Origin of the sequence: Microvirga sp. KLBC 81, from assembly GCF_003075415.1 — a bacterium.
GTDB lineage: Bacteria > Pseudomonadota > Alphaproteobacteria > Rhizobiales > Beijerinckiaceae > Microvirga.
This window is the reverse complement of record NZ_QDAH01000089.1, coordinates 1-17451: the sequence shown is the minus strand read 5'-3', so window position 1 is coordinate 17451 and position 17451 is coordinate 1. Positions and strand designations below refer to the sequence as shown.

The 17451-nt window shown below is 61.4% G+C and carries 15 protein-coding genes and 4 pseudogenes; 10 read left to right on the top strand and 9 right to left on the bottom strand.

From position 1 onward, the window contains the following. Positions 1-464: pseudogene (locus DC522_RS28250) on the top strand (sugar phosphate nucleotidyltransferase); the annotation flags it as partial. 276 nt (positions 465-740) lie between these two features. On the opposite strand, the pseudogene DC522_RS28245 reads toward DC522_RS28250, so the two are convergent. From DC522_RS28245 to DC522_RS28220, 6 genes and pseudogenes are all read right to left on the bottom strand, one after another. After that, positions 741-1703 (bottom strand): annotated as a pseudogene (locus tag DC522_RS28245) (oxidoreductase). An 18-nt stretch (positions 1704-1721) separates the two neighbouring features. Next, positions 1722-1856, bottom strand: a pseudogene (locus tag DC522_RS36405) (short-chain dehydrogenase/reductase); the annotation flags it as partial. Positions 1857-1868: 12 nt separating this feature from the next. After that, positions 1869-2318: a nuclear transport factor 2 family protein gene (locus tag DC522_RS28235; RefSeq protein ID WP_245444636.1), complete on the bottom strand. Its 450-nt coding sequence runs from the start codon at positions 2316-2318 to the stop codon at positions 1869-1871. A 173-nt stretch (positions 2319-2491) separates the two neighbouring features. Beyond that, positions 2492-3298 (bottom strand): SDR family oxidoreductase, encoded by an 807-nt coding sequence (locus DC522_RS28230; protein ID WP_116531869.1) that lies wholly within the window; start codon positions 3296-3298, stop codon positions 2492-2494. Positions 3299-3346: 48 nt separating this feature from the next. After that, positions 3347-3760, bottom strand: coding sequence for a heme-binding protein (locus DC522_RS28225; RefSeq protein WP_116531868.1), 414 nt, complete (start codon positions 3758-3760; stop codon positions 3347-3349). A gap of 28 nt (positions 3761-3788) precedes the next feature. Beyond that, positions 3789-4625: an oxidoreductase gene (locus DC522_RS28220; protein WP_116531867.1), complete on the bottom strand. Its 837-nt coding sequence runs from the start codon at positions 4623-4625 to the stop codon at positions 3789-3791. Positions 4626-4741: 116 nt separating this feature from the next. Between DC522_RS28220 and DC522_RS28215 the strand changes: the two genes are divergently transcribed. Next, the gene (locus tag DC522_RS28215) at positions 4742-5641 is read left to right on the top strand and encodes a LysR family transcriptional regulator (protein ID WP_116531866.1); all 900 of its coding nucleotides are present in this window, start codon (positions 4742-4744) and stop codon (positions 5639-5641) included. Positions 5642-5840: 199 nt separating this feature from the next. Here DC522_RS28215 and DC522_RS28210 read toward each other — a convergent pair. From DC522_RS28210 to DC522_RS35505, 3 genes and pseudogenes are all read right to left on the bottom strand, one after another. Next, positions 5841-6551: pseudogene (locus DC522_RS28210) on the bottom strand (IS6 family transposase). A gap of 122 nt (positions 6552-6673) precedes the next feature. Further along, positions 6674-6946, bottom strand: coding sequence for a pentapeptide repeat-containing protein (locus tag DC522_RS37555; protein WP_371680712.1), 273 nt, complete (start codon positions 6944-6946; stop codon positions 6674-6676). 16 nt (positions 6947-6962) lie between these two features. Then, positions 6963-7742 carry an IS5 family transposase gene (locus DC522_RS35505; RefSeq protein WP_205769805.1) on the bottom strand — a complete coding sequence of 260 codons (780 nt, stop codon included), beginning with the start codon at positions 7740-7742 and terminating at the stop codon, positions 6963-6965. 416 nt (positions 7743-8158) lie between these two features. Between DC522_RS35505 and DC522_RS28195 the strand changes: the two genes are divergently transcribed. The 8 genes from DC522_RS28195 to DC522_RS28160 all read left to right on the top strand — a co-directional run bounded on the left by DC522_RS28195 (position 8159) and on the right by DC522_RS28160 (position 17378). Then, positions 8159-9841 carry an ABC transporter substrate-binding protein gene (locus tag DC522_RS28195; RefSeq protein ID WP_245444634.1) on the top strand — a complete coding sequence of 561 codons (1683 nt, stop codon included), beginning with the start codon at positions 8159-8161 and terminating at the stop codon, positions 9839-9841. Beyond that, the gene (locus tag DC522_RS28190; protein WP_245444632.1) at positions 9744-10097 is read left to right on the top strand and encodes a hypothetical protein; all 354 of its coding nucleotides are present in this window, start codon (positions 9744-9746) and stop codon (positions 10095-10097) included. The genes DC522_RS28195 and DC522_RS28190 overlap by 98 nt, the downstream gene beginning before the upstream one ends. A 674-nt stretch (positions 10098-10771) precedes the next feature. Next, on the top strand, positions 10772-11896 hold the full coding sequence (gene argE, locus DC522_RS28185) for an acetylornithine deacetylase (RefSeq protein WP_116531865.1): 1125 nt from the start codon (positions 10772-10774) through the stop codon (positions 11894-11896). Continuing rightward, positions 11893-12843: a glyoxylate/hydroxypyruvate reductase A gene (locus DC522_RS28180; RefSeq protein ID WP_116531864.1), complete on the top strand. Its 951-nt coding sequence runs from the start codon at positions 11893-11895 to the stop codon at positions 12841-12843. Before argE ends, DC522_RS28180 begins: the two co-directional genes overlap by 4 nt. A gap of 16 nt (positions 12844-12859) precedes the next feature. Next, the gene (locus tag DC522_RS28175; RefSeq protein WP_047191358.1) at positions 12860-13216 is read left to right on the top strand and encodes a cupin domain-containing protein; all 357 of its coding nucleotides are present in this window, start codon (positions 12860-12862) and stop codon (positions 13214-13216) included. A gap of 164 nt (positions 13217-13380) precedes the next feature. Then, entirely contained in the window at positions 13381-14850 is a 1470-nt protein-coding gene (locus DC522_RS28170; protein ID WP_116531863.1) for an aldehyde dehydrogenase, read from the top strand. Between the two features lie 11 nt (positions 14851-14861). Further along, on the top strand, positions 14862-15905 hold the full coding sequence (locus tag DC522_RS28165) for a tartrate dehydrogenase (protein ID WP_116531862.1): 1044 nt from the start codon (positions 14862-14864) through the stop codon (positions 15903-15905). 18 nt (positions 15906-15923) lie between these two features. After that, positions 15924-17378: an NAD-dependent succinate-semialdehyde dehydrogenase gene (locus DC522_RS28160; protein WP_116531861.1), complete on the top strand. Its 1455-nt coding sequence runs from the start codon at positions 15924-15926 to the stop codon at positions 17376-17378. Positions 17379-17451: the final 73 nt, after the last annotated feature.

The following is a 17451-nucleotide window of genomic DNA, read 5'->3' as shown; positions in this document are numbered from 1 at the left end:
GCCGGCGATCACATCTACAAGATGGATTATGAGATCATGCTCCGCCAGCATGTGGATTCCGGTGCGGATGTGACCGTCGGCTGCCTTGAGGTTCCACGCATGGAAGCAACAGGCTTCGGGGGGCCGGACAGCGAGGGGAGGTCGTCAACTCAGTTCTGTCTGGCGGCTGCATCATCGCGGGAGCGCTGGTGCGAGGCTCGCTCCTGTTTACCGGCACGCGCGTTCACCTTGGTGCGCAGCTGGAGGAGGCAGTGGTGTTGCCGGGAGTGGAGGTTGCCTGCTCGGCCCAGCTGCGGAAGGTTATTGTGGATCGGGGCGTGCGGATCCCGGAGGGGCTTGTGGTGGGCGAGGATCCGGATCTGGACGGGCAGCGCTTCCGACGCACCGACAGCGGCGTCTGCCTGATCACGCAACCCATGCTCGACAGGCTTGCAGAGGTTACTCGGAGAGCATCTGGCCTTTAATCAGAGGGTCCTGGGTTCGAGTCCCAGCGCGCTCACCACCTCAAACCCTTAACCGGCAAGGGTTTATCGATCTTCATTCAGCTTCAGCGCTCAGGCTAATTGTTCTTCGGGTAACACGAAGGGTAACAGCAGACAAACTTCGAGCAGCCTGCGGCAGCCTCGACTCACTTGGCGCTGGGCGGGCGAACGTCTGCAATGTGGCCGCGAGCTGACCTTTATACGGCCCAGCTTAAAGTCTGTCTTTGACCCAGAGTTGACCATCACACTGCGAGTGGATCACTCAGCCAGACGAACCCCGGTCAGATGCTCGCTCAACGACCATAGCCGATCGGCAAAGCCCGGATTGATTGCCCAAGTCCGCACGCCACGGGGCTCCTCGTGATCGTCGGGGACCACGACCGCGATGTCGCAGTCCTCGCAATAGACGCCGCCCATGCCCTCGAGTTGAGGGCTCGTGGTACCACACGCTCGTTGCGGCACCTTGCTCTACCGTCTTGATCCCGCGAGGCGGATCGAGACGGGCCGGCCTTCGTCGTCAATGGCGCCCTGGGCCCGGATCTGCTCGCGGGTCATGTGTTTCGACAGGTTGGTGAGAATGCCACCGGGATGGAGCGAGAAGGCCCGAATGCGATCTGCCTCACCCAGCCTGTCCAGCTTCAACGCGAACAGGACGTTGGCGGTCTTCGACTGGCCGTAGGCAATCCAGGGATCTTAGGTACGCCGTTCGAAGTTCGGGTCCTCGAAATCGACACCTGCGATGCGGTGTCCACGCGATGAGACGGCCACCACACGCGCTCCCTGGGCTTGTCGCAGGGCGGGCCACAGGCGCATCGTCAACTGAAGGTGTCCGAGGTAGTTCGTGGAGAACTGGGACTCGTATCCGCGCCCGTCATGGGTGAGAGGGTTCGCCAATGATCCCGGCATTGTTGATCAGAATGTGGAGCGGCTGCCCTGATGCCAGGAAGCGCTCGGCGAAGGCATCGATGGAGGCAGGGTCCATTAGATCGAGAGATGCCGGCCGGACGCCAGGGATGTTCTCCAACGCTTGTTGGGCCCGGTCCATGTCGCGCGCCGGCACGATCACGGTGGCCCGAGGCGAGCGCGGGCCGTCTCCAGGCCGATGCCGGCATAGCCGCCCGTCACGATGGCAATCTTCCCGGACAGGTCACGGCCCTCAATGACCTCGGCGGCTGTCGTGGTGGGTCCGAATCCAGAGTTAAGAGGGGCTTGAGGGGTCAAGACGTTCTCCGTGATGGGCTAGGGTGCGGCAAAGTCGGTCGAAACTGAAACGGGGTGCCATTGAGCAAGGATCGCTGCGTCCGAGGTATCCTTGGCTTCGATGGCTGCCACAGTATCGCTCCCGAGCGGCAACCGCACCGGCGGATCAGGGGCGGTAGAAGTAACTTATCGAGCGGGCTTTACCCGCGTCCACAGGTCGTTGAACGCGATGCTGTCGAAGAAGGCCGATGCGTCGGTGATCCTTCCATCGCGCAGTTCGAGAAACCAGGCGTAGGTATTCGCGTAAGGGACACCATCCTTGGCCGTGCCGCTCGCGTCGAAGAAGACGATCACGGTATCGCCGTCTGCGTACATCTGGCGGATGGTCGGCTTGAGACCGACGCTCATGCGCGCAATGAATGGCCGGATGACTTCCCCGATGAAGGCTTCACGGCTGCCATAGGTTTTCGAAGCCAGCGAGTTCCCGGTGATCGTCCAGGTCGCGTCGTCGGCGAGCAGATCGTAGGGGCTGCCGGTCCCGGCGGCCCAGGCGTCGAAGGCGCGCTGGACGATGGCCTTGTTGCCCACCTCGTCGCCGGTGGTCTGCGCCTGCGCGGCAGGGGCGAGAGCCGCCATGGCGAGGCTTGCTACGGCGACGGCAATCAGCGTGTGGAAACTTGTCATCTCCATCTCCTTCCTTTCAAAAAGAATCCCCGGGCCGGATCGCCGACTGGCCGCGGCGCCTGCCCTGGGGGGAGGAAACGAGCGGCGGGGGAGGGGCCGCCGCTCACGGGGTCAGACTTCTGGGCTCAGATCTGGTTGTCCCAGGCCGCGAGCTGGTGCTGTTTCAGCATGTCCTCGATCTTCTTCGGAACCACGTTGCGGAACTTGCCGGTGTCGGCAGGAACGATCTCGATCATGCGGTCGATCATCTCCTGCGGATCCATGCGGCCTTCCGGCGTGGCGAAGAAGTCGTCGAAGGCCTTGCGCAGATCGGCCCGCTTGGTGAAGTGCTTGCTGTCGTCGAGCCAGCGGAAGGGATTGTCCGCCATCGTCTCGTTGTACCCGGTGTAGTAGGCGCCGGGATTGATCGTCTGGACCTTGATGCCGTACGGCCCCAGCTCCTGTTGCAGCGCCTCGGCGATCGATTCCAGCGCATGCTTGGTCGAGACATAGGTGCCCCAGTTGGCTGGGGTGAACAGCCCGCCCATGGACGACGTGAACACGACCTTGCCCTTCTTGCCCTGGCGCACCCACTTCTGGACGACGCCCTGCGTCAGCACCAGCGGCAGGAAGACGTTGACCTCGTAGTTCTTGCGCACGAGCTCGATCGGGATCTCCCAGACCGGCCCGGCCTCGCCCATACCGGCGTTGTTCCAGAGCACGTCGAAGTCCCAGGACTGCGCCTGCGCGATGTCATAGGGGTCGGTCAGGTCGAGGCGCTCGACGCGGATCTTGTCCGAGAGGCCGAGCGCGGCGACTTCCTCGCGCAGCGGCGTGACCTGGGACGACACCTGGGTCGTGGCGATGATGCTGTGGCCGTTCTTGGCCATGCCGATGGCGGCGCCCTTGCCGAAGCCCGAGCCAGCGCCGGTGATGAGGATGGTCTTGGACATGGTATTCCCTTTCCTGTTGAGCGATGGTGGTGGTTGAGGGTTAGGGGTTCAGCGTGTGAGGCTTTCGAAGGCGGCGAGCGCGGCTTGAGCGACCTCGACGTCCTGCGCCACGGAGCCGCCGGACACGCCCAAGGCTCCGATGATCTCTCCATCCGATCCCCTGAGCGGGATGCCGCCGCCGAACGGGGCCAAGCCGCCGTTGGTCAGCTCCAGGCCCGGTGCGGGAGCGCCCGGCTTGCAGTACTCCCAGACGGCCTCGCTGTTGGCCTGAAACAGGACGGCCGTCGAGGCCTTGCGGATGGCGATGTCGATGGATGCCAATACGGCCCCGTCCATGCGCTCGAGCGCCTTGAGATGGGCACCGGCATCGAGCACCGCGATGACGACGGGAAGCCCCATTTCACGGGCCTTGCTCTCTGCGCCTGCCACGATGGCATGTGCTTGATGTGCGTTGATTTGCATGATGCATCTCCTTCTATGCGGAGGCCGGTCAAGCCGCCGGCGGGAAATCGGTGGAAACGGAAACCGATCGCCAGGCAGCGAGGATCTCCGCATCCGAGACATGTTTGGCTTCGATCGCAGCGACCGTGTCGCTGCCAAGCGGGAGCCTCACTGGAGGATTGGAAGACTCAACAAAGGCAACAACGACCTCGGCGAGCTTGTCAGGATTGCCGGGCTGGTTGTGGCTGATCTGCGCCGCCTTCGCGCGCACCGCGCCAGCCGTCTCGGCATAGTCGCTGATCTGGATCGGGCTCACGGACAGCGAGGTCGCGTCGAGAAAATCAGTCCGGAAGTAGCCGGGCTCGATCGCGGTCACATGGATCCCCAGAGGGCTTAGTTCGGCGGCAAGTGCTTCCGTCAGGCCTTCCACGGCGAACTTCGTGGAGCAATAGACCCCAAAGCCAGGCCCACTGGTATATCCGCCAATCGAGGAGAAGTTGAGGATCCGGCCTGAGCGCTGGCGGCGCATGTGGGGCAGCACCGCCCGCGTGACGGCGAAAAGACCGAAGACATTCGTACTGTAAAGCGCTTCGATCTCCGCCCCGCTGGCCTCCTCGACTGCCCCGAGCAGTCCGTAGCCCGCGTTGTTGACCAGCACGTCGATCTGCCCGAACCAAGCAATGGCTTCCTTGACGGCCTGATGAGCCTGGGCCTCGTCGGTCACATCGAGGGCGACGGCAAGCAGATTGGGGCGGTCGCCGAAGCGATCGGTGATCGCTTGGGGATTTCGCGCCGAGGCGACCACCTGGTCACCCCGTGCCAACGCTTTTTCTACGATCAAAGCCCCGAAACCGCGGGATGCGCCGGTGATGAACCAAGTCCGCATGGGAACCTCCTTGCTAGCATGCATCGCCCTAATCAGCGAGTGAGGATGTTTTACAAAAGGACGACTGATGAGATAATCGACTGGTTTTTCTCTGGGCTAGTGAGCAAAATTCAACAATGCGCACCATCTCACCCTCGGATCTGATGCCGTTTCTGGCGCTCGCTCGGCACCGGAGCTTCCGCCGCGCGGCTGATGAGATGGGCTGCACCCCCTCCGCCTTGAGCCATGCCCTGAAGTCGCTTGAGGAGCGGTTGGATCTGCGACTGTTCAACCGCACCACCCGCAGCGTCGCCCTCACGGAGGCGGGCGAGCGCTTGCTCGCCCGCCTTGCTCCGGCCTTCCAGGATATCGACGCGGCCCTGGATGATCTCAACAGCCTCCGCGGAGCCCCGGTCGGCCGGCTGCGGTTCAACGCGGCCCGTGTATCGGCCAAGATCGCGCTCCTGCCGATCGTAACGAAGTTTTTGGAACGCTATCCGGAGATTACCGTCGAGATCGTGGTCGAGAATGACCTGGTCGATATGGTGTCCGAGGGCTTCGATGCTGGCATCCGTTTTGGGGAAGTCATCGCCCAGGACATGATCGCCATCCCGATCGGGCCACGCCAGCGTTCAGCGATCGTGGCGGCGCCAGCGTTATTCGAGCGATACCCAAAGCCCACTGTCCCTGAGCATCTCAAGGGCTTGCCCTGCCTTGGGCTTCGTTTTGCCAGCGGGCGACTTTACGCATGGGAGTTCGAACGTGGCGGTGTCGAGCTGAGTGTCGAAGTTTCAGGCCCGCTGATCGTCGGCGATCAGGACATGATGGTCGATGCCGCGCTCCTAGGCACGGGCATAGCCTACGCGTTCGAGGAACAGGTCGAAGCCCACATCCGGGAAGGACGGCTTGTGCGGGTTCTCGAAGACTGGTGCCCCTACTACGGCGGCTTTTATCTCTATTATCCCAGCCGGCGGCAGATGCCGGCGGCCCTGCGCGCCTTCGTTGATTTCGTCAGGACGTCGCATCCAACCGAATGAAGTTCCCGCCGCTCTGCCCCAGCGGCGCGGAAGTCTGCAGCTGGCCTTGGCGCGTGAGCCTGTTAAGTGATCGCGTTCCCCTCAATGCCCTCGCCGTCAGTTGATGTGACAACGCTGCCCTCACAGGACTTCACACCTCTTCACAGGCACCGTCAATTTAACAGCTTGAGGTAGGTTCATCCTTCTTCAAGTTCTTAAGTCAGGCAGCGCTCACGCTGCAGGTGACCTCAGCCCAGACTTGAAAAGCTTGCGTACGGGTGTGACGATACTGGCCAGCACTGACGTTGGCCGGACGGCAAAAGAGATTTCCCACCTGGTCGTGAACGGAGAGGAAGCATTGAGCCTGCCGGGCGGACTTGAAGCGCTTCATGATGCGCTTCCGTCGTCGGGTTGGCTGATGACTATTCTCCGCCCTGTTGTTCAAACCACGATGTCGTCGGTGTTCGACCCTGGGCATCACTGCCCTCTTTGCAATGGCGTAGCTGGCCAATTTATCGGTGATCATCACGCGTGGAGCGATGCCTTGCTTCTCGAGCAGCTTGCGGAGCAGCCGCTTGGCCGCTTTGGCATTGCGTCGGCTCTGAACCAGGATGTCGAGCACGACGCCATGTTGGTCCACAGCTCGCCAGAGCCAATGTTTTCGGCCTGCAATGCTGATCACTACCTCGTCAAGGTGCAACTTTTCACCAGGTGTCGGAAGACGGCGGCGGATTTGGTTAGCAAAGCCCTGTCCGAACTTCAGGGCCCACTGCCGCACCGTCTCATGGCTGACTAAGATGCCTCAGGCGGCCAACATCTCCTCAACCATCCGAAGGCTCAGGGGAAAGCGGAAGTACAACCAGACAGAGTAGCTGATTACTTCGGCTGGGAAGCGGTGGCGAGCATAGCGAGGTTGACGGGACTTCTTGATCTCTCACTTATGGCTCCCTGCGGTCACCTTCCGGTTAACCTGACGATGCCCTTGGTGCTGCCTGAAACCACTGTGCGGCGCTACAAGCTGCGGGCAGTAGGGTGAGGCCCCGCGCGCAAGACTTATTGCGGAGTCGGCGAGGATGGGGGTGCATCGCTTCGCCGAAGGCGGGCCCGGCCTTGATCATTGTACACCTCCCAACCCGGTGGCGGCCCGTTCCACCCCTGTCTGCTGAAGGCACTAACGAAAGCGCCGGTCAGGGTGGCGTTGTCCAGGCTAGCGCCGGTCAGGGTGGCGTCGCGCAGATCGGCGTTGCTTAGATCAGCGCTGTCCAGCTTGGCACTGAGCAGGTTGGCCTCGCGCAGGTCAGCGTAGGTCAGGTTGGCGCTACTCAGGCCAGCGCCAATTAGGCTAGGTCGCGTGGACGGATTTGATCAGCATGAAACTGAGAGCAAGAGCAACGAACGAGCGGTAGTTCTCGTCTGTCTTCTCACAGCGTAGAGCAACGCGCTTAAACCGCTTGAGCTTTCCCATGGTCTGCTCGATGCGAGCCCGCCCGCGATAGAGCATCTTGGGAAAGAACGTCGGCTTCTCTTTGGTCGTCGTCCGATACGGAATGGCCGGGCAGATGCCACGGGAGCGGGCGGCCTGCCGGTTGGCCCTCGAGTCATAGCCCTTGTCGCCCACCGCAGCGCGAGGTGTGACATCGGGACCGAGATCGAGCAGCGTTTCGAAGTGCGGACTGTCGCTGGCCTCCCGCCGGTCAGGTGGAAGCCCAGCGGCCACCATCCCAGTCGGTCTTGAGATGGATCTTGGTCGAGAAGCCACCCCGGGAGCGGCCCAGCGCCTGTCGGCTCTGTCCCCTTTTGCCCCCGCGGCCGAGACATGGGCCCGCACGATGGTGGAGTCGAACATCTGCACCAGGTGCGCGGTCTCGCTCAGGGCCGCCAGGGCCTCGAAGAACGCCTCGAACACGCCGGCGCGGCTCAAGCGCCAGAACCGCTTCCACACAGAGTTCCACTTGCCGAAACAGGAGGGCCGCGCCCGCCAGGTGATGTTGTGAACCGTGAAGTAGTGAAGGGCCTCAAGGAAGCGGCGGTCATTGCGGCCCTTGGCGCCGCGCCGGGAACACGAGGCGGCAAACACCCTCAGCACCGTTGCCCAATCGTCCTCCGTCATCCCCGTCACCATAGTCGAGCCTCCTGAAGCCGACCTGCCATGAATCATCGCCACACTGATTTGGGAATCCACTCACCCATTACTCATCTCAATCCGTCCACGCGGCCTAGCACAACTGACTTATAACACGGCCCTCAGCAGCAGATCCGGCCGAATTACGAAGACGATGCTGAAGATACTTGACATTCCCAAAGGGGAAGGTCGCTCAATACGGGCGGTTCGCATCGTCGGGAGAGATAGGAGTTCTGCGAAAAGAACCTGTCATCCGGTGCGCCCTCGCATCCGTGCAGATGCCGACCTGCGGCGGGAGCCCCGGCGAACAGACGGTCCGATCAACACGGACGCGCTAGAACGTTAAAGCAATGCGGTTCACTCACGCCGGACGATGCCTCTAGGCATTTGCCGCGACCACAGAAGGAATGGGGAACATGCGCAATTACAGCCTAGCGTTCGCACTCTGCGCGGCAACGCTCTCAACATCAGCCTTCGCTCAGGCGGCCGGCTCCAAAACCGTTCGGATGGTCGACTGGTGGAGTCCCAAAACGGGCTGGGAGATGGCCTCGGACGACGCCTTTGTCGGCAGTCGCTCGGGCTGCTACGAGAGCCTTGCGCGGATCGGCTTCGACAATACCCTTCAGCCCTCCCTCGCAACATCGTGGACCCAGACCTCTCCGACCACCTGGGAGTTCACCCTTCGGGACAACGTGAAGTTCCAGGATGGGCTGCCCCTGAACGCGGAGAGTGCGGCCAACGCGCTCAACAATCTCCTGAAGGCAGAAATGCCGGCGCGCGCCTTTTCGCCCAAGGTGATCAAGTCGGTCGAGGCAGTCGGCGACAAGGTCGTCAAGATCACCACCCTCGAGCCTTCGGTGCTGCTACCCCTGCAGATGGCAAGCCCTGCCACGTCAATCCTGTCCCCGTCCGCCTATAAGGACGGGAAGATCAACCCGATCAATGCCTGTACGGGACCGTTTATCATCACCGAGGTGGACCCGACCCGCGCGACCGTCAAGCGCAACGAGAACTACTGGGGTGGGAAGCCCACGCTCGACGGCGCAGAAATCCGCTTCATCGCAGATGCGAACACCCGTGCTACGCAGATCCGCACCGGTGAGACCGATATCGCCCGCTTGATCCCGCCATGGATCGTGCGCAAACTGAAGGGTACGCCGGGCGTAAAGCTTGAGGCGGTCAACGCCCCGCGCACCACGATGCTGTTGATGAACAACAAGAAGGCGCCCTTCGACAACATCAAGGTGCGCCAGGCGATTCAGGCTGCCATCGACAACGCCGCCCTCGCGGCGGCGGTGTACGAAGGTGCGGTGCAACCGGCCGTGGGCCCGTTCGTCCCCACGGATCCGTGGGCGCCGAAGGGCATGAAGCCGGCCTATGACGTCAACAAGGCCAAGGCGCTTCTCGAGGAGGCCGGGGTGAAGCCCGGCACCCTCAAGGTCAATCTCCTCGCCTATTCGAACAAGTCGGAGTTGAAGGACGTGGCGGCCGTTATCCAGGAGATGCTCAAGAACATTGGCATCCAGGTCGATATCAGGGTTGCGGAATACAACGCCATCGAGCCCGACATGATGTCCGGCAACTATGACATGGGCCTGATGTCCCGCGGCTATCTCACCGATGCGGCCGAGCCAGCGAGCTATCTGAACGCCGACTACAAATGCAAGGGCGCTTTCAACATCTCGCAATACTGCACCCCGGAAATGGACGCCAAGCTCGAGGCGATTTTCGCGACCCCCGAGCCAGAGAAGCGGCTGCCGATGTATGCTGACATCGCCAAGCAGATCCAGTCGGAGGCGCTGACGGTCTTCCTCATTCACGAGACCACCTACGACGCGTTATTGACCAAGGTGAAGAACTTCAAGCCGCACCCGCTCAACTATTACGTACTCACTCCGGCCCTGTCGTTCCATGATCCGCAACGTGGCGCTCATCCTCGCTTTCGCGATCTTCAGCGCGCTCGGCGCCCGCGACGAGCGCGGCTTCCGCCGCGCCATTCGCTTGAGCCTCGGCTGGAGCCTGGGTTTCGGTCTCGGCGTTTCCGCCGTCTTCCTGGTAGGAGGAGGATTGTTCATCGATTTCGTCAGCACGAGCCCTGACGTTCGCGTCTACGCCAGGGACTACCTGGTCTTTGCAGCCCTCACGCCTTTCATCGGGGCCGCCGCCTTCGCTTTCGACGGCATCTATACGGGCGCGACCTGGACCGGGGCCATGCGGAATCTGATGATCCTGGCCTTTGCCATCTACGGGCTTGTTCTTCATGACGAGATTGCCTCTGGGGAGTTGGCGGCCTATGCCTGTGCCATCAGCAATTTGACTCGCTCAGCTTACTTTGCCTGTTACTGCCCCACGTGACGGTTGACCAGTCCGGCCCCCTGCTTGATGCGAAGCAAATCAGGAGACTTATGGTTGTGTGTGGCAGTCAACCAGCAGATTGAAATCTGTAGCAGACAGACGGCACACGCCAATCTCTTTTCGTTCTGAAACGGCCTTTCTTCTGTCGGCAGCGCCCAAGTAGTCTTATCTTACACTCCCCAATTAGGGGAGCATAAGGAAATGTGGAGCGACATTGCGCGCGGTCGTAGCTCTCATTGCACAGCTGCCGACCCAGTCTCATCGCAGCCTTCCAGTGAAGACCATCTCAGTAGCTGCCCCACAATCTCATGCACTCCATCTTTACATCAACAGGTGCAATGTCGCTTGAGCTAAGTTCAAAGGACTCCGCGCGTAAATGACTCCGCGTGTAAATGGTTTTGCATTGCTGCATTACTGCCTTCCTGGCGCCAAGTCACATCGCCAATGCTCCATACTGCCGGAACTCTGGCGATCGCGCCGCTTTCGGAATCGTCGCTCGGCCACTGCCGCTTGGCCACAGCATTGCAGAGGACCAGCAGTAGATTTGACTCGATATGCCCTGGCATTCGAAATCTTTTACCCGTGGCTAGTCATAATCCGGCATGAAAAGTTCTGGCCGGAGAGCTACCGTCGCCTCAATGGTGCAGGTCCTGCGCAAATAGGTTTGGTGCCCCATGATGGTAGAAGATCTTCTGGCACGACTGGTTGCCTTCCCGTCTGTTGTGGGCACGCCCAATGGCGCGATCGTCGCCTTTATCGCCGACTATTGCAGGTCGCACGGTGCAACGGTCGCGGTTCTGCCTGGTCCCGAGGGAGACCGCTGCAACCTGTTCGCCACTATCGGCCCGCGCGACAAGGCCGGTTACATCCTGTCCGGCCACATGGACGTCGTGCCAGCAGGCGAAGCCGAATGGAGCTCCGACCCTTTTTCCTTGCGGGCTGAGGGGGACCGGCGCTACGGCCGCGGTACGACAGATATGAAGGGCTTTCTTGCTTGTGTGCTTGCGGCTCTTCCCAAACTCGCCACCAGCGACCTAAGCCAGCCTATTCATTTGGCCTTTTCGTATGACGAAGAGGCCGGCTGCCGCGGTGTTCCGCATCTCATCGCGGCTCTTCCCCATCTGTGCAAGACGCCTGTCGGCGCCATCATCGGGGAGCCCAGCCGGATGCAGGCCGTGCGCGCGCACAAGGGCAAGGCAGCCGTGCGCCTCGAAGTGATCGGTCGGTCCGGACACTCCTCTCAACCCCATCTTGGCTTGAATGCCGTGCACGCCATGGCAGGTGTCATCATCGAGGCTGTAGCCTATGGCGAGTTGCTTGCCAAAGGGCCAATCGACCGGAACTTCGAGCCCCCCTACTCGTCGCTGCAAGTCGGCGTCATCGCGGGGGGGCAGGCGGTCAACATCATCCCAGACCGTTGCACAGCCGATATCGAGGTGCGCGCCGTGTCCGGCACGTCGCCCTTGACGCTGTTGGAGCCGGTGAAGGCGCATCTCGAAGCTCTGCAGACCAAGAACTTCAAGACGACTTGGCGTGAGCTCTCAGCCTATCCGGCCCTTTCGCTAGCCGCCGACAGTCCCCTTGCCCGCCTGCTGACGGAGTTGACAGGCAAGGAGGCTCTGGCGGCGGTCAGCTACGGCACTGAAGCTGGCCTTTACCAGCAGGCGGGCATCGAGGCGATCATCTGCGGTCCCGGCGACATCGACCGCGCTCATCGCCCCGACGAATATATTACACTCGGTGAACTGCATGCCTGCCAGCAGATGATTGAAGCTTTGGGTGCGCGGCTCTCAGGATGACCTCCGAACGACAGGCTGGCGAAAAGGTGTTTCTTTTTAATTCAGATCCTGAGCGCGGCGCCGTGTTCCGCGAGATTTTCGCTCGCGAACTGCCAGACATCGAGGTCGTGCAGAGGGGAGACTTTGTCCTACCGGAACGGGTTCGTTACCTCCTGACCTGGACAGCACCTGAGGAGATAGACCGATACCGCAATCTCGAGGTTTTGTTTTCCATCGGCGCTGGGGTGGACCAGTTCCGGCCCGGCAGCGTCCCTGAGAGCGTGAAGCTCGTGCGGATGGTGGAAGAGGGCATTGTCCGCATGATGCAGGAATATGTGACACTCGGCGTCCTTTCCCTGCATCGGGATATGCCCGCATACCGCGAACAGCAGTGGGCGCAGGAGTGGCGAGCGCGCCCTATTCCCCAGGCGCCCGAGCGGCGGCTCGGTTTCCTTGGTCTTGGCATGCTCGCGCAAGCGGCGATCGAGCGGCTTGCGCCGTTCCAGTTTCCTTTGGCCGGCTGGAGCCGGAGCGCACGGGACTTAACCGGGGTCCGGTGCTTTCATGGCACCAAGCAGCTGCCGGAATTCCTGGCGCAGACGGACATCCTGGTCTGCCTGCTGCCCCTGACCGATGAAACGCGTGGAATTCTGGACGCTCGCTTGTTCGAGCACCTGCCGCAGGGTGCTGGGCTTGTGCATGTCGGTCGTGGCCCGCAGCTCGACCAACAGGCGCTCCTCGCTGCCCTCGACACCGGAAAGCTCTCCGGGGCGGTTCTCGACGTGACCGATCCCGAACCTCTGCCGCAAGGTCACCCGCTTTGGAGCCACCCAAAGGTGATGCTGACCCCACACATCGCCAGCGTGACCCAACCTCACACGGCAGCCCGCTCGGTCATTGATAATATCCGGCGCCATCGTGCCGGTCAGGAACCGATCGGCCTCGTCGATCGGATACGCGGCTATTGAAGCCCAGGAGAAAAGTATGTCACTTCTCGTCACCATCGATACCAATCCAGACTTCTCACCGAAGGAAACACTGCCCATGCCGGAACGGCTGATTTCCGGCAATCCATCGTTCAAGACATGGGCGCAGGACGCCTCTCGTCAGGACAAGGTGCTGACAGGCGTTTGGGAGGCGACTCCCGGCGAAACGCACTCGATCAAGGGCACTACATACGAGTTCTGCCATCTCATCTCGGGTCTTGTCGAGATTGAGGAAAAAGACGGTGAGACCAAAACCTACCGTGCTGGGGACAGCTTTGTGATGAAGCCCGGCTTCGTCGGCGTCTGGAGGACCATCGAGACAGTCCGTAAGATCTACGTCTGCGTCTACGAATGATCCAGGAAGCGGGTGGGTGAGTAACGTCGCCCACCTGTCTCCCAAACAATTCACCGCAAGACAGCCTTTCGGCACGATTCTGCACCGTCCGAGGCGCAGACGTCGATGTAAAATGCGGCGCACTTGGCGCTAGCCTCTAATCGAACAGCAGGGCGAGGTGCCGCATGACCTTGAGCTTCGATCCCGAAACGCTCGCGTTTCCCTTCTATCATGTCATCGATGGCGAGCCGGTCGCGGCGGTTGGTGACGGTGGGCCGGAAATGCGCCGGCCCTCGGATGGCCGCGCCTATGGCGAGTGCCCCGTCGCGGGCGCGGAGCTTGTCGATCGCGCGGTGCAGAGTGCCAAGAGGGCGCTGAAGACCAGCGGCTGGGGCGATGCGCGCCCGCGCGAGCGCGTCAAGGCGATGCAACGCTGGGCGGATCTGATGGAGCAGGAGGCGGTGACGCTTGCGCGTCTGGAGGCCGCATCTTCGACACGACCGATCGCCCAGTTGATAGAGGGTGACATCGCCGTCACAGCCGAGCAGATCCGTTTCTTTGCCGAATTCGCGGACAAGGAGGGAAGCGACGTCGTCCCGACCTCGGGTACCACTTTCGGTATGACGCTGACCGAGCCCTACGGGATCATTGGTGCGATCACGCCCTGGAACTTCCCGGTTTCGATGGCCGGCTGGAAGCTGGGTCCCGCGCTTGCCGCTGGCAACGCCGTAGTGTTGAAGCCATCCGAGATGACGCCGTTCTCCACCCTCTATATGGCCGAGTTGGCAGTCAGGGCCGGCATCCCGCGCGGCCTCATCAACATCGTCCTTGGTGACGGTCAAACTACCGGCAACGCCATCACTGGGCACCCTGACATTGCGAAGGTCAGCTTCACTGGCTCGACCATGGCCGGCGCCGCTATCATGCAAAACATCGCGCGGACCGGCATCAAGCCGATGACGCTGGAGCTAGGGGGCAAAAGCCCTCAAGTCGTGTTCGCCGATGCAGACCTGGACCTTGCGGCATCGGCGATCGCGCGTGGCATTCTCGCCAATGCGGGACAGGCGTGCGTTGCCGGATCGCGTCTGATCGCCTCGGAAGAGATCGCCGAAGCGCTCAGTGCGGCCATTGCCCGTCACATGGCTAATATCAGGCCCGGCGTGACCTGGGACGCGGAGACGCAGTACTCGCCGATTATCTCCCAGCGTCAGCTCGATCGGATTGATGCGATCGTGCGCAAAAGCGTAGCGGAAGGGGCCCAGTGCGTCGTCGGCGGGCAGATCATGGAACGGCCCGGCTACTTCTACGAGCCGACGCTGCTGGTCGGTGTCAACTCATCGTCGCCGGCGGTCGCCGAGGAGATCTTTGGTCCAGTGTTGACAATGCAGACGTTTCGTACCGAGGAGGAAGCGCTTGTGCTTGCGGATCACCCAACCTATGGGCTTGCGGCCGGCCTGTTCACGCGCGACCTCTCCCGCGCCTTGCGCATCACCAAAGCCCTGCAGGCGGGAACCGTGTGGGTCAACCGGTACGGCCGGTCGCGTGACCACATCTTGCCAACCGGAGGGTACAAGAGCTCGGGTATCGGCAAGGACCTCGGGCGGGAGGCCTATCTCGCCAGTCGCAAATCGAAAAGCGTGCTCATCGACCTCTGAGAAGGCAATTCATGAAGACCTATTCCATAGCGCTCATCCCAGGTGACGGTATCGGCAAGGACGTCACCGCAGCCGCCTGGGCCGTACTGCAGGCTGCCGCAAGCAAGCACAATTTCAACCTCGAGGGTACGACATTTCCATGGTCCTGCGAGCACTACAAACAGACCGGTGCGATGATGCCAGAGGACGGGATTGAGACGCTGCGTACCTTCGATGCGATCTATCTCGGCGCGGTGGGCTGGCCGGCAGAGGTGCCCGACTCGGTGTCGCTGCACGGTCTCCTCCTGCCGATCCGTAAGGCATTCATTCAATACGCCAACATTCGCCCGCACCGGCTGCTGCCAGGAATCACCGGTCCCCTGCGTGCGCAGGGCTTTGATATCCTTTGCATTCGCGAGAACACCGAAGGAGAGTATTCCGGAGCCGGCGGACGGGTGCATTCGGGCACTTCGGACGAGATAGCAGTCGAAACAGCGATTTTCACACGCAAGGGCGTTGAGCGCATCGTTCGCTTCGGGTTCGACCGGGCGAGAGCCCGTCGCGGCAAACTGGCCTCCGTGACCAAGTCGAACGCCCAGAAGTACACCATGGTGTTCTGGGATGAGGTGACACGGGACGTTGCGCGCGAGTACCCAGACGTCGAGGTGTCGCACTACCACATTGATGCCATGGCGGCTCGCATGGTGATGGCGCCGGAATCGCTGGACGTCGTGGTTGCTTCCAACCTCTTTGGTGACATCCTAACGGATCTCGGTGCGGCAATCCAAGGCGGATTGGGCTTTGCCGCATCAGCGAACATCAACCCGGATCGCACCGCTCCCTCGATGTTCGAGCCGGTGCACGGCTCCGCCCCCGACATCGCTTATCTCAACATTGCCAACCCCATCGCTGCTATTTGGTCAGGCGCGATGATGCTGGAGCATCTCGGCGAGGCGGATGCGTCGAGGGATGTGATGGGCGCGATCGAAGCGAGTACTGCCAGAGGCATTGGCACCGTGCCCGGCAAAGACAGGACAGGGGTGATTACAGATGCCGTTCTGGCAGCAATCGTTTAAGCAAAAAGGAAACCTGACATGCAGTTGAAGGATACTGACCTATTTCGCCAGCGCGGCTTGATTGGGGAAGCGTGGCAGGATGCAAACTCTGGCAAAACCGTCGACGTCATCAGCCCGGCCACACAGTCGGTGCTCGGAACTGTTCCCGACATGGGCGCGGCGGAAACCCATGACGCGATCGAGGCGGCATCACGCGCTTTCAAGGTCTGGAAGAAGAAGACACATGCAGAGCGGGCAGCGCTCCTTGAGGCTTGGCACGCGCTCATGCTCGAGCATGAAGAGGATCTCGCCCATATTCTGACGCTCGAGCAGGGTAAGCCACTTGCCGAGGCGCGCGGTGAGATCCGATATGGCGCGGGCTTCGTCAAATGGTTCGCTGAGGAGGCACGCCGCATCGGCGGGAGCACCATTCCGTCGCCGACGCCGGATCGGCGGATCCTGGTTCTGAAGGAGGCCGTCGGCGTCTGCGGGATCATTACACCTTGGAACTTCCCCAATGCAATGATCACCCGTAAAGTTGCGCCTGCGCTCGCGGCCGGCTGCACGGTGGTGATAAAGCCGTCCGAATTCACGCCTTACTCGGCACTTGCTCTCGGCGTCCTGGCCGAGCGAGCTGGGATTCCGCCAGGTGTCATCAACATCGTCACGGGCATGCCCGCTGAGATCGGCAATGAGCTGATCGGCAACGAAACCGTGCGGAAGATTTCCTTCACCGGGTCGACGCGCGTCGGGGCACTCCTGATGCGTGGCGCGGCCGATGGCATCAAGCGGCTGAGCCTTGAGCTGGGTGGGAACGCGCCACTTATCGTGTTCGACGATGCCGATGTCGACCTTGCGGTGGAAGGTGCTATCGCATCGAAATTCCGTAACGGTGGCCAGACCTGCGTGTGCGCCAATCGCATCCTCGTCCAATCCGGTATCTACGATTCTTTTGCGCGCAAACTGGCCGAACGCGTGGCGCAGATGAAGGTTGGCCCTGGTACCGAGGAGGGAGTGGTGATCGGACCGATGATTAACGCGGCCGCCATCGATAAGATCGAACGGCACGTCGAGGATGCACTGGCGAAGGGTGCGCACATCCTCTCGGAGAGCAATTTTGTTCCAGCTGGCCGGCAATATGCACGGCCTCTGGTGCTCGGTGGTGCAACCACCGAAATGCTGCTTGCGTCGGAAGAAACCTTTGGACCAGTCGCGCCGCTCTTTCGCTTCGAAACCGAAGATGAGGCCATCGAGATTGCCAACGGCACGCCGTTCGGACTTGCAGCCTACTTCTATACGCAGAATCTCAACCGTTCATGGCGTGTGGCCGAGGCACTGGAATTCGGGATGGTCGGGCTGAATACCGGTGCCATCTCCACAGAGGTGGCACCGTTTGGTGGCGTCAAGCAGTCGGGCATCGGCCGTGAAGGATCGCAACTCGGCATCGAAGAGTATCTGGAGGTAAAAACCTTGCATGTGGGAGGGTTGAGCTAGAGCATCGGGCATTCAGACGAATCCGTATCCGGCGGCGGTGAAATAGTTGCGGCACGCCTCAGGCTCAACGAGA

Bases quoted from the DNA above. Each gene is read 5' to 3' on its own strand.
- DC522_RS28235 (WP_245444636.1), bottom strand. From the start codon at position 2,318: ATGGCGGCTCTCGCCCCTGCCGCGCAGGCGCAGACCACCGGCGACGAG.
- DC522_RS28230 (WP_116531869.1), bottom strand. From the start codon at position 3,298: ATGTCCAAGACCATCCTCATCACCGGCGCTGGCTCGGGCTTCGGCAAG.
- DC522_RS28225 (WP_116531868.1), bottom strand. From the start codon at position 3,760: ATGCAAATCAACGCACATCAAGCACATGCCATCGTGGCAGGCGCAGAG.
- DC522_RS28220 (WP_116531867.1), bottom strand. From the start codon at position 4,625: ATGCGGACTTGGTTCATCACCGGCGCATCCCGCGGTTTCGGGGCTTTG.
- DC522_RS28215 (WP_116531866.1), top strand. From the start codon at position 4,742: ATGCGCACCATCTCACCCTCGGATCTGATGCCGTTTCTGGCGCTCGCT.
- DC522_RS35505 (WP_205769805.1), bottom strand. From the start codon at position 7,742: ATGGTGACGGGGATGACGGAGGACGATTGGGCAACGGTGCTGAGGGTG.
- DC522_RS28195 (WP_245444634.1), top strand. From the start codon at position 8,159: ATGCGCAATTACAGCCTAGCGTTCGCACTCTGCGCGGCAACGCTCTCA.
- argE (WP_116531865.1), top strand. From the start codon at position 10,772: ATGATGGTAGAAGATCTTCTGGCACGACTGGTTGCCTTCCCGTCTGTT.
- DC522_RS28180 (WP_116531864.1), top strand. From the start codon at position 11,893: ATGACCTCCGAACGACAGGCTGGCGAAAAGGTGTTTCTTTTTAATTCA.
- DC522_RS28175 (WP_047191358.1), top strand. From the start codon at position 12,860: ATGTCACTTCTCGTCACCATCGATACCAATCCAGACTTCTCACCGAAG.
- DC522_RS28170 (WP_116531863.1), top strand. From the start codon at position 13,381: ATGACCTTGAGCTTCGATCCCGAAACGCTCGCGTTTCCCTTCTATCAT.
- DC522_RS28165 (WP_116531862.1), top strand. From the start codon at position 14,862: ATGAAGACCTATTCCATAGCGCTCATCCCAGGTGACGGTATCGGCAAG.
- DC522_RS28160 (WP_116531861.1), top strand. From the start codon at position 15,924: ATGCAGTTGAAGGATACTGACCTATTTCGCCAGCGCGGCTTGATTGGG.